10 protein-coding genes are annotated in these 12,629 nt (G+C 65.0%); 7 read left to right on the top strand and 3 right to left on the bottom strand.

All coding sequences use genetic code 11. The features are described from left to right. Positions 1 to 65 precede the first annotated feature (65 nt). Complete coding sequence (locus CVN68_RS10745; protein ID WP_100282199.1) at positions 66 to 1,001, bottom strand: Gfo/Idh/MocA family protein; 936 nt, start codon at positions 999 to 1,001, stop codon at positions 66 to 68. Between the two features lie 135 nt (positions 1,002 to 1,136). Here CVN68_RS10745 and CVN68_RS10740 point away from each other — a divergent pair, with 135 nt between their 5' ends. The 4 genes from CVN68_RS10740 to CVN68_RS10725 are packed head-to-tail and all read left to right on the top strand — an operon-like array spanning position 1,137 to position 6,209. Continuing rightward, positions 1,137 to 2,942: an IlvD/Edd family dehydratase gene (locus CVN68_RS10740; protein WP_100282198.1), complete on the top strand. Its 1,806-nt coding sequence runs from the start codon at positions 1,137 to 1,139 to the stop codon at positions 2,940 to 2,942. 40 nt (positions 2,943 to 2,982) lie between these two features. Continuing rightward, positions 2,983 to 4,134, top strand: coding sequence for an aldose epimerase family protein (locus tag CVN68_RS10735; protein ID WP_199560265.1), 1,152 nt, complete (start codon positions 2,983 to 2,985; stop codon positions 4,132 to 4,134). Positions 4,135 to 4,149: 15 nt separating this feature from the next. Further along, positions 4,150 to 5,292 (top strand): cellulase family glycosylhydrolase, encoded by a 1,143-nt coding sequence (locus tag CVN68_RS10730; protein WP_100282197.1) that lies wholly within the window; start codon positions 4,150 to 4,152, stop codon positions 5,290 to 5,292. Continuing rightward, a complete protein-coding gene (locus CVN68_RS10725) occupies positions 5,292 to 6,209 on the top strand; it encodes a family 43 glycosylhydrolase (protein ID WP_100284346.1) in 918 nt (305 codons plus the stop codon). The genes CVN68_RS10730 and CVN68_RS10725 overlap by 1 nt, the downstream gene beginning before the upstream one ends. Before the next feature lie 63 nt (positions 6,210 to 6,272). On the opposite strand, the gene CVN68_RS10720 is transcribed toward CVN68_RS10725, so the two are convergent. After that, the gene (locus CVN68_RS10720; protein ID WP_407695541.1) at positions 6,273 to 8,123 is read right to left on the bottom strand and encodes a methyl-accepting chemotaxis protein; all 1,851 of its coding nucleotides are present in this window, start codon (positions 8,121 to 8,123) and stop codon (positions 6,273 to 6,275) included. 419 nt (positions 8,124 to 8,542) lie between these two features. Next, positions 8,543 to 9,289, bottom strand: coding sequence for a FadR/GntR family transcriptional regulator (locus tag CVN68_RS10715; RefSeq protein WP_100284345.1), 747 nt, complete (start codon positions 9,287 to 9,289; stop codon positions 8,543 to 8,545). A gap of 195 nt (positions 9,290 to 9,484) precedes the next feature. On the opposite strand from CVN68_RS10715, the gene CVN68_RS10710 reads away from it, so the two are divergent. The 3 genes from CVN68_RS10710 to CVN68_RS10700 are packed head-to-tail and all read left to right on the top strand — an operon-like array spanning position 9,485 to position 12,608. Beyond that, positions 9,485 to 11,119 carry a sodium:solute symporter family transporter gene (locus tag CVN68_RS10710; protein ID WP_100282195.1) on the top strand — a complete coding sequence of 545 codons (1,635 nt, stop codon included), beginning with the start codon at positions 9,485 to 9,487 and terminating at the stop codon, positions 11,117 to 11,119. Beyond that, positions 11,110 to 11,982 carry a 2-dehydro-3-deoxygalactonokinase gene (locus tag CVN68_RS10705; protein ID WP_100282194.1) on the top strand — a complete coding sequence of 291 codons (873 nt, stop codon included), beginning with the start codon at positions 11,110 to 11,112 and terminating at the stop codon, positions 11,980 to 11,982. The genes CVN68_RS10710 and CVN68_RS10705 overlap by 10 nt, the downstream gene beginning before the upstream one ends. Beyond that, entirely contained in the window at positions 11,979 to 12,608 is a 630-nt protein-coding gene (locus CVN68_RS10700) for a 2-dehydro-3-deoxy-6-phosphogalactonate aldolase (RefSeq protein WP_100282193.1), read from the top strand. Before CVN68_RS10705 ends, CVN68_RS10700 begins: the two co-directional genes overlap by 4 nt. Positions 12,609 to 12,629: the final 21 nt, after the last annotated feature.

The following is a 12,629-nucleotide window of genomic DNA, read 5'->3' as shown; positions in this document are numbered from 1 at the left end:
TCCGACCAGGATCCGCCCAGGAAGCGGACCCTGATCTGCGCAAATCCTCCCCCGACAGGAGAGTGTTAGAATTCGAACCGTGCCGTCGTTCGCCGCTCGGCCATCATGAAGGCGTCGGCGACGATCTGCAGCGGCCGTATGTCGACATCGCTCTCGCCGGCCGCCACCAGTTCGGCGAAGCGCGCATAGAGCCGCGGATATTCGCGGTCCGGCGCCTTCTGCTCGTCGTCGCCCGGGAGCTGCAGGATGCTGCCGCCCATGCCGAGGCGCAGCGTGCCGGCGTCGGTGTCGATCTCGATGTCCCAGGTCTGCGGACCGGTCTGCAGAAAGTCGAACACCACATCGACCTTGGCATTGCCGCTGCGCATCTTGAGCTCGGCGGCGAGCGGCGAGCCGCGGCCTTCGGGCACTTCCATCCAGCCGGAAAGGAGCAGCAGCGGATCGGGCAAGATCTTGGTGGCGATCGACAGCGCATTGATGCCCGGATCGAACACGCCGAACCCGCCCGCCGCGAGGATCCATTCCTGTCCCGGATGCCAGCGGCGGATATCCTCGCGCCACGTGATCCGCACTGCCTGGATTTGCTTTCCTTGCAGCCACGCTTTTGCGGGCTCGACCCCCGCGGCCTCGCGCGAATGCCAGGTGGTGAACAGCACCACGCCCTTCGCCCGGGCCCGATCGGCAAGCGCCGCGATCTCGGTCAGCGTCGTCGCCGGCGGCTTTTCGAGCATCACGTGCAGCCCGGCGTCTATCGCCGTCACCGCTTGTTCGTAGCGGCCATCGGGCGGAGTGCAGAGCGAAACCGCGTCGAGATCGTGCCCGGCGATCATCGCTGCCACGTCGGGATATCCCGGGACGTTATCGAGTTGTGCGTTACGGCTGGCGGTTGCCGCTAGTTCGAAGCGAGTATCGGCCGCAAGGGCAGGGAGGTGCTGATCGCGTGCGATCTTGCCGATCCCGACCAGCCCGAGCCGGATCCGCTGCGAATTGGTTTCCGCCATCCTCTGCACTTCCTTTTATAAGATATATATGCTCTTCCTATTGCCACGCACTGCCGGTATCAAGCCCGCACGGCATCGCCGAGGCGAACAAAGTTGGTGCTGGAGTACAAGGCAATTACCCCACCGGAGAGGTGAATGAGCGACGCGGAAAATGGTTCGAATGGCGGACGCCCGCCCCTGAGGTCGCGCGCCTGGTTCGACAACCCCGCCAATCCCGACATGACTGCGCTCTATGTCGAGCGCTATCTCAATTTCGGCATCAGCCTCGAGGAAATCCAGTCGGGCCGGCCGATCATCGGCATCGCGCAGACCGGCAGTGACCTTTCGCCGTGCAACCGGCACCATCTTGTGCTGGCGGATCGCCTGCGCGAAGGGATTCGCGACGCCGGCGGCATCGCACTCGAATTCGGCACGCATCCGATCCAGGAGACCGGCAAGCGTCCCACCGCGGGGCTCGATCGCAACCTGCAATATCTCAGCCTCGTCGAGTCGATCTACGGCTATCCGATGGACGGCGTCGTGCTGACGATCGGCTGCGACAAGACCACGCCGGCTTGCTTGATGGCCGCGGCGACGGTGAACATCCCGTCGATCGCCTTGTCGGTCGGCCCGATGCTCAACGGCTGGTTCAAGGGCGAGCGCACCGGATCGGGTACGATCGTCTGGAAGGCGCGCGAGATGCTCGCTGCCGGCGAGATCGACTATCAAGGCTTCCTCAAGCTCGTCGCCTCCTCGGCGCCGTCGACCGGCTGGTGCAACACGATGGGCACCGCGACGACGATGAACTCGCTGTGCGAGGCGCTTGGTATGTCGCTGCCCGGCTCGGCAGCGATTCCCGCACCCTATCGCGACCGCCAGGAAAATGCCTATCGCACCGGCCTGCAGATCGTCGAGATGGTCCATGCTGACCGCAAGCCCTCGGACGTGCTCACCCGCACTGCCTTCATGAACGCGATCAGAGTCAATTCGGCGATCGGCGGATCGACCAACGCGCCGATCCATCTGAACGCGATCGCCCGCCATATCGGCGTCGAGCTGAGCCTCGCCGATTGGGAGGCGCACGGCTCGGATATTCCGCTGGTCGTCAACCTCCAGCCTGCCGGCAAATATCTCGGCGAGGATTTCTATCGCGCTGGCGGCGTTCCCGTGGTGATGGGGCAATTGCTCCGCGCCGGGCTGATCGACGGCAGCGCGCTGACCGTCAACGGCAAGACCGTCGCCGACAATGTCGCGACCGCCGAATGTGAGGATCTCGATGTGATCTTCCCGCTCGACGCGCCGATGAAGCCCGCCGCGGGCCTCACCGTGCTGTCGGGCAATCTGTTCGACAATGCCGTGATGAAGCTCAGCGTGATCTCGGACGAGTTCCGCAGCCGCTACCTCAGCAATCCCGACGACCCCGAGGCGTTCGAGGGTGTCGCAGTCGTGTTCGACGGCCCCGAGGACTATCACCACCGCATCGACGATCCCACGGTCGGCATCGACACCAATTCGATCCTGATCATGCGCGGCGCGGGTCCGGTCGGCTATCCCGGTGGCGCCGAGGTCGTGAACATGCGTCCGCCCACCGCCCTGATCCAGGCCGGCGTCCACGCGCTGCCCTGCCTCGGCGACGGCCGCCAGTCGGGGACCAGCGGGTCGCCTTCGATCCTCAATGCGGCGCCCGAAGCCGCGGTCGGCGGGGGACTGGCGATCGTCCGGACCGGCGATCGCATCCGCATCGACCTGAAGAACCGAACCGCCGACATGCTTGTCGACCCCGCCGAGATCGCACGGCGCCGCGAAGCGCTAGCGATCGATTACGTGCCCGAGGCGCAGACGCCGTGGCAGGAGATCCACCGCAATCTGGTCGGCCAGTTCGATACTGGCGCGGTGCTCGAAAGCGCAGTCAAATATCAGCGCATCGCCCAGACCAGAGGCATCCCGCGCGACAGCCACTGAATTCAGCCGCAATCAAAACAAAAATCGAGGGAGAGAGACGATGAAGACCATGACAGCCCTGGGCGTGCTGGCCGCGATGGCGATCGCCGCACCGGCCGCCGACGCCGCCACCGCGAAGCGCGGCACTTTCGGAAAGCTCCCCGACGGCCGCACCGTCGATTCGGTGCTGCTCACTAACGCGCGTGGCGTTTCGGCGAACATCATCGCGTATGGCGCGTCGATCCAGTCGCTGGTGATGCCCGATCGCGCCGGCAAGAAAGCCGATATCGCGCTCGGCCACGACACGATCGGCGACTATCTGAAGTTCCCCAACTTCATCGGCGCCACCGTCGGCCGCTTCGCCAATCGCATCGATGGCGGCCGCTTCAAACTCGGCGGACGCGAATATCAGACTCCGCTCAACGATGGCACCAATTCGCTCCACGGCGGTTCGGCCGGTTTCGACAAGGTGCTGTGGCAGGTCGTATCGGTGAAGAACGGCCCGACTGCGTCGGTGACCCTGCGCTATGTCAGCCCCGACGGCGATCAGGGCTATCCCGGCGCGCTGACCGTCGACGCCACCTATGCGCTCGACGAGGCGAACAACCTGACGATCGAGTACACCGCGACCACCGACAAGACGACGATCGTCAACATCTCGAACCATGCTTACTGGAATCTGTCGGGCGAGGGCTCGTCCAACGGCGCGATGGGGCATATCGTCACCATCCCCGCCAAGACCTATACCCCGGTCGACGAGACGCTGATCCCGACCGGCGAGTTCCGCCCCGTCACCGGCACCGTGTTCGACTTCAACAAGCCGCGCGCGATCGGCGACCGCGTCCGTGACGCGCGCGACAAGCAGATCGTCTATGGTCGCGGCTATGATCATAATTGGGTGATCGGCAGCAAGGTGACGACGAGCCAGCATCTGATGGCGCGCGTCTCCGATCCCGTCTCCGGCCGCAGCTACGAGCTCTGGTCGAACCAGCCGGGGCTGCAATTCTATTCGGGCAATTTCCTCAACGGCACCTTCGCGGGCAAGGCGAAGAAGATTTATCGCGAGGGCGACGCGATCGTGATGGAGCCGCAGATTTTCCCCGACGCGATCAATCAGAAGGGTTTCCCCGAAGCGCGACTCGAGCCCGGCCAGACCTATCGCAATGTGATGACCTACAAATTGAGCAGCGGCGCGGCCGCGGCGCGTCGTTGATCCGGGAGAGATAAGATGATCCGTCGCAGCTTCCTACTCTCCGCCGCCGCGCTCGCCCTCGCCACGGGGATCGCCCCCGCCGAGGCGCGCGATGCGTGGACCAAGGCGCAGGCCAATGGCTGGTACGATCGCCAGCCCTGGATGGTCGGCGCCAATTACAATCCGCGCACCGCGATCAACCAGTTCGAGATGTGGCAGGCCGAAACCTTCGATCCCGAGACGATCGATCAGGAGCTCGGCTGGGCGCAGTCGATCGGCATGAACACGATGCGCGTCTATCTCCACAACGTGCTGTGGGAAGAGGATCCCGAAGGCCTGAAGCGGCGCATGGACCAGTTCCTCGCGATCGCCGACAAGCACAAGGTCCGCATCATGTTCGTGCTGTTCGACAGCTGCTGGGATCCGGACCCCGTCTCGGGCCGCCAGCGTCCGCCGATCCCCGGTGTGCACAATTCGGGCTGGATGCAGGCACCCGGCGCCGCGCGCCTCGCCGACAAGCGCCAATATGACAAATTGCTCGCCTACGTCACCGACGTGGTCGGCCACTTCAAGAACGATCGGCGCATCGTCGCGTGGGACGTGTGGAACGAGCCGAACAATGGCGGCGGCGGCAATTACAAGCCGATGCCGAACAAGACCCAGCTCGTCGCCGGTTTGCTCGGCCGGGTGTTCGACGCGGCTTACGCCGTCGATCCCATCCAGCCGCTGACCAGCGGCGTGTGGATCGGCGAGAATTGGGACAAGCGCGCGACGCTCGACGCAGTCGAGAAGATCCAGCTCGATCGCTCGGAAGTGCTGAGCTTCCACGACTATAACTGGCCCGAGCAATGGGAGCGCCGCGCAAAGCAGATGCTGAGCTATGGCCGCCCGGTTCTGTGCACCGAATATATGGCGCGCGGCAACGGCTCGACCTTCGACGGCTCGCTGCCGCTCGGCAAGAAATACAATATCGCGATGATCAACTGGGGCTTTGTCGACGGCAAGTCGCAGACCCGGCTCCCGTGGGACAGCTGGAAGAAGCCGTACACCTATGACGAGCCGACGATCTGGTTCCACGAAGTGTTCCGCGCCGACGGCAAGCCCTATCGCCAGGCCGAAGTCGATCTGATCAAGCGCCTTGCCGCCTCGCCGAAGGGCGTGGTGCCCGCAGGCCAGTGATGCGCGCGCTGGTGCTGATCGCGGCGCTGCTGGCGGGGCTCCCGCCGGCAGCCTCGGCGCAGGAAGTGAAGTCGGTCTTTGTCGGCGCCGATCCCGATATCGAAGCCGCCGAGGGACGCTGGTGGATCTATCCGACCGGCGGCGACGGGCTGTCGGCCTGGTCCTCGCCCGACAAGGTCAAATGGACCAAAAGCGATCCGCTGATCCGCCTCAAGGACATCGCATGGGCCGATAACGATCGTGCGCCGCGCCACTATCTCTGGGCGCCGGACATGGTCCAGGCGGCCGGCGGCTGGTATTTCTATTATTCGGTCGGGCCGCAGAACCCGACTCCCAGCCGCCTCGGCGTCGCGGTGTGCAAGGGGCCGGCGGGGCCGTGTACCGACAGCGGCAAACCCTTGGTCACCGGCGGCAAAGGGTTCGAGGCGATCGACCCGGCGGTGTTCATCGATCCGAAGAGCAAGACCCCGTATCTCTATGCCGGCGGCAGCGCCGGCGCGACGCTCCGGGTCTGGGCGCTCAAGCCCGACATGGTCAACATCGACCGCGAAGTGCCGGTCGAGACCCCGCCGAACTTCACCGAGGGTGCCTTCGTGCACTATCGCAAGGGCATCTATTACCTGTCCTGGTCGGCCGGGCGGTGGAATGATTCGAGCTACCAGGTCCATTACGCCGTGGCGCTCTCGCCGATCGGGCCGTGGCGCTATGGCGGCGCGCTGCTCGTCGGCGACCGCAAATATCGCGGTCCGGGCCATCACAGCTTCTTCGAGGATCCGAAGGACGGGCAATGGTACATCGTCTATCATCGCTGGGAGGGCCAGATCGGCGACGGCCCCTATAGCGGCGACCGCCGCGTCGCGATCCAGAAGATCGCATATCGCGACGATGGCGCGATCCTCCCGATCAAGATGAAGTAACCCGAACGAAAAAGGGCGCTGCGGCTTCTGCCACGGCGCCCTGTTTTCTCCGGGTGAGAGCCTCTAGAAAGAAGCCCAATTGTCCCCTTCGGTGCCGGCCATCGCCGTCACCGGCAGCGCCTTGACCGACGAGACATAGCCCGCAGCCTTGGTCGTCGATCCGGCCGAAGCGCTCGCGCGTGCCGCCACCGGACGCACCCCGGCGCCGACGTTGAACCGCGACGCCTGTTCGCTCAGCGCGGCGACTTCGCCGCTGAGGTTGCGTGCGGCCGCCGAGGTTTCCTCGACCATCGCGGCATTCTGCTGGGTCGACTGATCCATCGTGGTGATAGCGATGCTGATCTCGCTGATCGCCGTCGACTGGGCCTGATTGTCGTTCGCCATCTCGCCGAGCAGCTTGTGGACTTCGCTCACGTCGCCCGAAATGTCGGCAAGCGCGTGATCGACCTTCTGGACCATCTCCACTGCCGCGACGATGTCGGTCTGGGTGGCGGTCAGCTGGTCTCGGGCGCGGCCGGCTTCCTCTTCGGCGCGCATCGCCAGCGCAGAGACGAGATCGGCGACGACTGCGAAGCCGCGGCCGGCTTCACCGGCACGGCCGGCTTCCACGGCGGCGTTCATTGCCAGAACCCGCGTCTGGAAGGCGATCTTGTCGAGCCCCTCGATCACGCTGTCGATGCCCTTGGCCGAATCCGCCACGCGGGTCATCGCCTGCACTGCTTCGTCGGCAATCGCGCGGCCGCCCGAGACGGTGGCGATGGCGCCGTCAGCACGCCCGACAGTACGTCCCGCGGACGCGGCGGTCGCCTTGAGACGGCCGTCCATCTGGGTCACTGCCGCCGAAGTCTCCTCGAGGCTCGCGGCATTGGCTTCGGTACGCCGCGCGAGATCCTCGGAAGCCTGGGCGATCTCGCCCGAACCGGTGCGGATCGTCATCGCGCTTTCCATCACGGTGCCGATCAGGTTGCGCAGTTCGGAGACCGCGGCGTTGAAGTTGACCTTCACCGATTCGTACGCCGGCGAGAACGCGTCGTGGATCTCGCTGGTCAGGTCGCCCTGCGCCAGCTTGCCGAGGCTTGCCTCGAGCGTGTCGACCACGCGCTGCTGTTCGGCATCGGCGATCTTCTTGGCCGCGTCGGTCCGTTCCTTCTCGACTGCCGCCTCGCGGAACACCAGCACGGCCTTGGCCATCGCGCCGATCTCGTCGCCTCGATTGGTGCCGGGCACGTCGACTGCGTTGTTGCCGCTGGCGAGCTTGTTCATCACTCCGGTCATCTGCGCCACCGGCGCCGCAATGCCACGTGAGAGCAACCAGCCGAGCAGCACCGAAAGCGCCACCGCGAACGCGCCGCCGATCCAGATCGCCCATTTGGCCGCGGCGACTGCCGCATTCTCGTGCGCGATCTTGTCCTCGACGCGTTGCTCCTGGGTGCCCGCGATTTCCTTGATCAACGGCCGGATCTCGCCGAGCATCTTGACGCCCGAAAGCGCACCCGCCTCGCCCCGGGTCGCGGGATTGCGCGCCAGCCGGATGATGTTGTCGAGCTTCTCGCGCAGCGCCTTGACGTTGGTGATCAGCTGGTCGGCGCGGGCATGCTGCTCCTTCGAGGTCGAATATTCCTTGAACTCGTCGACCGCCTTGAAGAACTTCTCGCCATTCTCGTCATAGGTCTTGGTGAATTCGTCTTTGCCGAGGATGGCGAAGCCGCGCGCGGCGTTTTGCTGTTCGAGCACGCCGGTGAGCAGCTTCTGGCTGATCTCGAGCGCGCGCAGCGAGCGTTCCTTGTCGTTGGCCGCGGCAGCCAGCGACGAGAGGTTCATGAAGACGATCACGCCGACACCGGCGAAAATTACGATCAGCGCGGCAAAGGCCCCCGCGAGCTTTCGCGAAATGGGGATGTTCTGCAAAGACATCATTGGCTCCGTAACAACAGTGCCGGCAGAGCGTCCGCAATTGCGGAGGTTCGCGAACCCGTCCCCCGCTCCCGCGGGTTCGACATACCGGTCATCCATACCATCATAGGAAGCGCGCCGAACGGGCGGAGCATGCCGCGCCGATATAGTTAGCGGCCGCGTCGCCGCCTTTTGCGTCTACGGAATATTTTTATTTAATTTCTAGAGGTTAGATGGATTTTTGAAGATAGAGGAATTTTCTGCATATTGCAGTCATCCGCGCTTCAGGACATCTCCTGAACCCGCGGAGGCAGCCACTGCGTTGTTCCGGGGGCTTTTTTGTTCCTTTCGTGCACACGGCGCGGCCTGAAAGGGACGGTTAAGGCGCAGTTGCAATGAGGCCGTCGCACCGACGTGCGGGCGTCGCGCGTCCGAGAGCGTCAGCCCTGCGCGTCGCGCGCTTCGACATGGTCAATCAGATCGAGCACGTCACCGATCAGCGCGCGCATCGCGGCGCGCGCAGCGTCGGGGTCGCGCGCTTCGATGGCGTCGCGCACTGCGGCGTGGTCTGCGACATTCGCGGTGCGCCCCTTCAGCCGATTGGTAAAGCGGATCGAGGTCCGCAATGCGGTGCCCACCACGTCGCGGAACTGCGCATAAAAGGGATTGCCCGAGGCGCGCAGGATCGCGACGTGGAACGCGATATCGGCCTCCAGCGTGTCCTCCAGCCCTTGTTCGGCGGCTTCCATCCGTTCGAGCCCTTGCGTGATCCGAGCCAGTTCGTCCGGCGTGCCGACGCGTGCTGCCAGCGCAGCCGCCTCGGGTTCGATCGCCACGCGTAACTGGTTGAACTGGCGCAGCAGATCGACCGAAAATTGTCGCTCGAGCAGCCAGTGCAACACATCGGTATCGAACAAATTCCAGTTGGTCGCCGGCTGGACCACCGTGCCCTGGCGCGGCCGGGCGCTCAGCAGACCCTTGGCAGTGAGCATCTTCACTGCCTCGCGCGTCACCGAGCGGCTGACGCCATGCTGCTTGGCGAGTTCGGCCTCGGTCGGGAATGCCTCGCGTTCGTAGCGCCCGGTGACGATCGCGCGCCCAAGGCTGTCGAGCATGCCGTAGGTGAGATTGCGTCCCAGCTGGGGCCGGGCATCCTCCGCGCCCAGCTGCGGGTAATTGTTCGACATCGACTGCCGCCCCTTGATCGACCCCGACAACGGTGTCAGGATCCTCTCCACGCCATTGTTTGACCTACGTTAGCGCAGTGGCGGCGCTGGACAAGTCCAATAAATACGATAAATGAACCAACGTCGTCGATCAGGGGCGGCACGGCGGGCTAGAGCGCGGCATGAGCCGCCCGGCCCGGGGGCAGGGAGGAAGCCATGACGAGTCTTTCGAACATCGATCTCTTCGTCGTAATCGCTTACGCCATCGGCATATTCGGGCTGGCGCAATGGGTGAGCCGCGAGAAAGCGGGTCATACCAAGGACACGTCGGACTATTTCCTCGCCTCCAAGTCATTGCCGTGGTGGGCGATCGGCGCCTCGCTGATCGCCGCGAACATTTCCGCCGAGCAGATCGTCGGCATGGCCGGTTCGGGCTATGCGATCGGCCTCGCGATCGCCTCCTATGAGTGGATGGCGGCGCTGACGTTGCTGATCGTTGGCAAATACTTCCTGCCGATCTTCCTCAAGAACGAAATCTACACGATGCCGCAGTTCCTCGAGCAGCGGTTCGGCCGCGTGCTCCCGGTGCTGATGGCGGTGTTCTGGCTCGCGCTCTACATCTTCGTGAACCTCACCTCGATCATCTGGCTGGGTTCGATCGCGGTCAACAAGGTGGCGGGGGTCGATCAGACCGCGGCGCTGATCGGGCTCGGCGGCTTCGCTCTGCTCTATCAGCTCTATGGTGGCCTCAAGGCGGTGGCGCTCACCGACATCGTTCAGGTGACGTTGCTCGTGCTCGGCGGCCTCGTCGTCTCTTATCTCACGCTCAATCAGATCGGCGGCGATCAGGGGGTGCTCGCGGGCTTCAAATTGCTGACCGAGCGCGCGCCGAGCCACTTCGACATGATCCTCGCGCAGGATAATCCCTTCTACAAGGATCTGCCCGGCATCGCGGTGCTGGTGGGCGGCATGTGGATCGCCAACCTGTCTTACTGGGGCTTCAACCAGTACATCATCCAGCGCGCGCTGGCCGCGAAGAACCTCGGCGAGGCGCAGAAGGGCGTGGTATTCGCTGCCTATCTCAAGCTGCTGATGCCGGTGATCATCGTCCTGCCGGGCATCGCCGCGGTGGTGCTCGCGCCCGAGCTGGCCAAGCCCGACGAAGCCTATCCGACGATGATGAAGCTGCTGCCCCCGGGCCTGCTCGGCCTCGTCTTCGCGGCTTTGATCGCGGCGATCATCGCCTCGACCGCCTCCAAGATCAATTCGATTGCGACGATCTTCACCCTCGATCTCTATGCCAAGGCGCGCGGCATGAAGACCCGCGGCGAGGACGGCATCGCCGTGGTCGAAGGACAGGAGAAGCACCTCGTCCTCGTCGGCCGCGTCGTCGCCGCGATCGCCGTGGTGATCGCGATCATCGCCGCCAAGCCGCTGATCGGCCAGTCGGACCAGGCCTTCCAGTTCATCCAGGAATTCTCGGGCTTCTTCACGCCGGGCATCACGGTGATCTTCCTGCTCGGCCTGTTCTGGAAGCCCGCCACCGAAGCCGGCGCGATCGTCGCGGCGCTCACGTCGGTGCTGCTGTCGACCTTGCTTAAATATTCGGTGCCGGCGCCGTGGCTGCCCGAGGTGTTGAACGCCTATCTGCTGCCGTTCATGAACCGCATGATGTTCGTGTTCGTGGTGAGCCTGTTCCTTGCGATGGTCGTCTCGCTGCTGGTGCGTGGACGCGGTGACGCCAATCGGGTGACGATGGAGGGCGTGACCTTCCGCACTACCGGGGCGTTCAACATCGCCGGTATCGGCGTGATCGCCATCCTGATCGCATTGTACGCGACCTGGTGGTGAGTTTCGGCAGCCGCTTCCTCGCCGTCGACTGGGGCACCACCAACCGGCGCGTGTTCCTGATCGCCGGCGGCGCGGTCGCGGAGACCGGGCGCGACGATCGCGGAGTGACTTCGGTCGAGAATTTCGAAGCCGAAGCGGCGGCGATCCGCGGGCGGTTCGGCGATTTGCCGATGCTGCTCGCCGGCATGGTCGGCTCGAACATCGGTTGGCGACCGGCACCCTATGTCGCCGCGCCGGCCGGCGTGGCCGAGATCGCGGCGGGGCTGTTGTGGATCGACGACCGCACCGCGATCGTCCCGGGCATTTCGACCTTGGTGGGCGGTCGGCCCGACGTCATGCGCGGCGAGGAAGTCCAGTTGCTCGGTGCCGCAGCGGCGGGGCTGGTTCCGGCGAGTTCGCTGCTCGCCCAGCCAGGCACGCATTGCAAATGGGTCGAGATGCAAGACGGCAAGGTGGCCGATTTCGTTACCGCGATGACCGGCGAGCTGTTCGCATTGCTCCGCAAGCACGGCCTGCTGGCGGCGCAGCTGGACGGCGAGGTAACGCTGGGCGCCGCATTCCTCGAAGGAGTGGAGGAGGGCAAGCGACAGGATATCGCTGCCTCGTTGTTCGGCATCCGCGCCGCCAAGATGTTGGGCCGGCGCGACGACGCTGACGCCACTTCTTTTGCCTCCGGCCTGCTGATCGGCGCGGACGTGGCCGCCCGGCTCGCCACCTCCGGGCACGACACCGTCCATATCCTCGCCGATCCGATGCTCGGCGGGCTCTATTCGGCGGCGATTGAGGCCCATGGCCGCGCCGCGCATTTGATCGACAGCCATGCCGCGTTCGTCGCGGGCATCAACGAGATTGTGAAGCAATGAGCCATGTTCCCGCCTTCGACGCCGCCTTTGCGCGCTGCCCGCTGATCGCCATTTTGCGTGGCGTGAAGCCCGACGAGGTGGAGGGGATCGGCGACGCGCTGGTCGAGGCAGGCTTCACCCTGATCGAAGTCCCGATGAATTCCCCCGATCCGCTCGATAGCATCGCGCGCCTCGCCCGCCGCTTCGAGGGCAAGGCAGTGATCGGTGCCGGCACCGTGCTGAACGAAGGCCAGGTCGAGCAAGTATTGGCGGCGGGTGGCACGATGATCATCTCGCCCAACGCCAACACCCGCGTGGTCGCCGCCACCGTCGCGGCCGGCATGGTCTCGCTTCCCGGTGTCGTCACCCCGACCGAGGCCTTCGCGGCCCTCGAAGCCGGCGCCACTGCGCTCAAGCTGTTCCCGGCCGAGGGATCGAGCCCGGCGATCCTCAAGGCGATGCGCGCGGTGCTGCCGAGGGACCTGCGCCTGCTCCCGGTAGGCGGCGTTACCCCCGACACTATGGATCCGTGGCGCGAGGCCGGGGCAGCGGGCTTCGGCCTGGGCTCGGCCCTCTACAAGCCCGGTCTCACCGCTGCCGAAGTCGGCGAGCGGGCACGGGCGTTCGTCTCGGCACTGGCACGCTGACCCGATAATCGCCTAGACCCG

The sequence above is a fragment of the Sphingomonas psychrotolerans genome, assembly GCF_002796605.1.
GTDB classification, from domain to species: Bacteria; Pseudomonadota; Alphaproteobacteria; order Sphingomonadales; family Sphingomonadaceae; genus Sphingomonas; species Sphingomonas psychrotolerans.
The sequence above is the reverse complement of the archived record's forward strand: the minus strand, read 5'-3'. Positions and strand labels throughout refer to the sequence as shown.

What these genes read in the sequence shown, in the direction of transcription:
- CVN68_RS10745 (WP_100282199.1), bottom strand. Translation starts at nt 1,001, where the DNA reads ATGGCGGAAACCAATTCGCAGCGGATCCGGCTCGGGCTGGTCGGGATC.
- CVN68_RS10740 (WP_100282198.1), top strand. Translation starts at nt 1,137, where the DNA reads ATGAGCGACGCGGAAAATGGTTCGAATGGCGGACGCCCGCCCCTGAGG.
- CVN68_RS10735 (WP_199560265.1), top strand. Translation starts at nt 2,983, where the DNA reads ATGAAGACCATGACAGCCCTGGGCGTGCTGGCCGCGATGGCGATCGCC.
- CVN68_RS10730 (WP_100282197.1), top strand. Translation starts at nt 4,150, where the DNA reads ATGATCCGTCGCAGCTTCCTACTCTCCGCCGCCGCGCTCGCCCTCGCC.
- CVN68_RS10725 (WP_100284346.1), top strand. Translation starts at nt 5,292, where the DNA reads ATGCGCGCGCTGGTGCTGATCGCGGCGCTGCTGGCGGGGCTCCCGCCG.
- CVN68_RS10720 (WP_407695541.1), bottom strand. Translation starts at nt 8,123, where the DNA reads ATGTCTTTGCAGAACATCCCCATTTCGCGAAAGCTCGCGGGGGCCTTT.
- CVN68_RS10715 (WP_100284345.1), bottom strand. Translation starts at nt 9,289, where the DNA reads ATGTCGAACAATTACCCGCAGCTGGGCGCGGAGGATGCCCGGCCCCAG.
- CVN68_RS10710 (WP_100282195.1), top strand. Translation starts at nt 9,485, where the DNA reads ATGACGAGTCTTTCGAACATCGATCTCTTCGTCGTAATCGCTTACGCC.
- CVN68_RS10700 (WP_100282193.1), top strand. Translation starts at nt 11,979, where the DNA reads ATGAGCCATGTTCCCGCCTTCGACGCCGCCTTTGCGCGCTGCCCGCTG.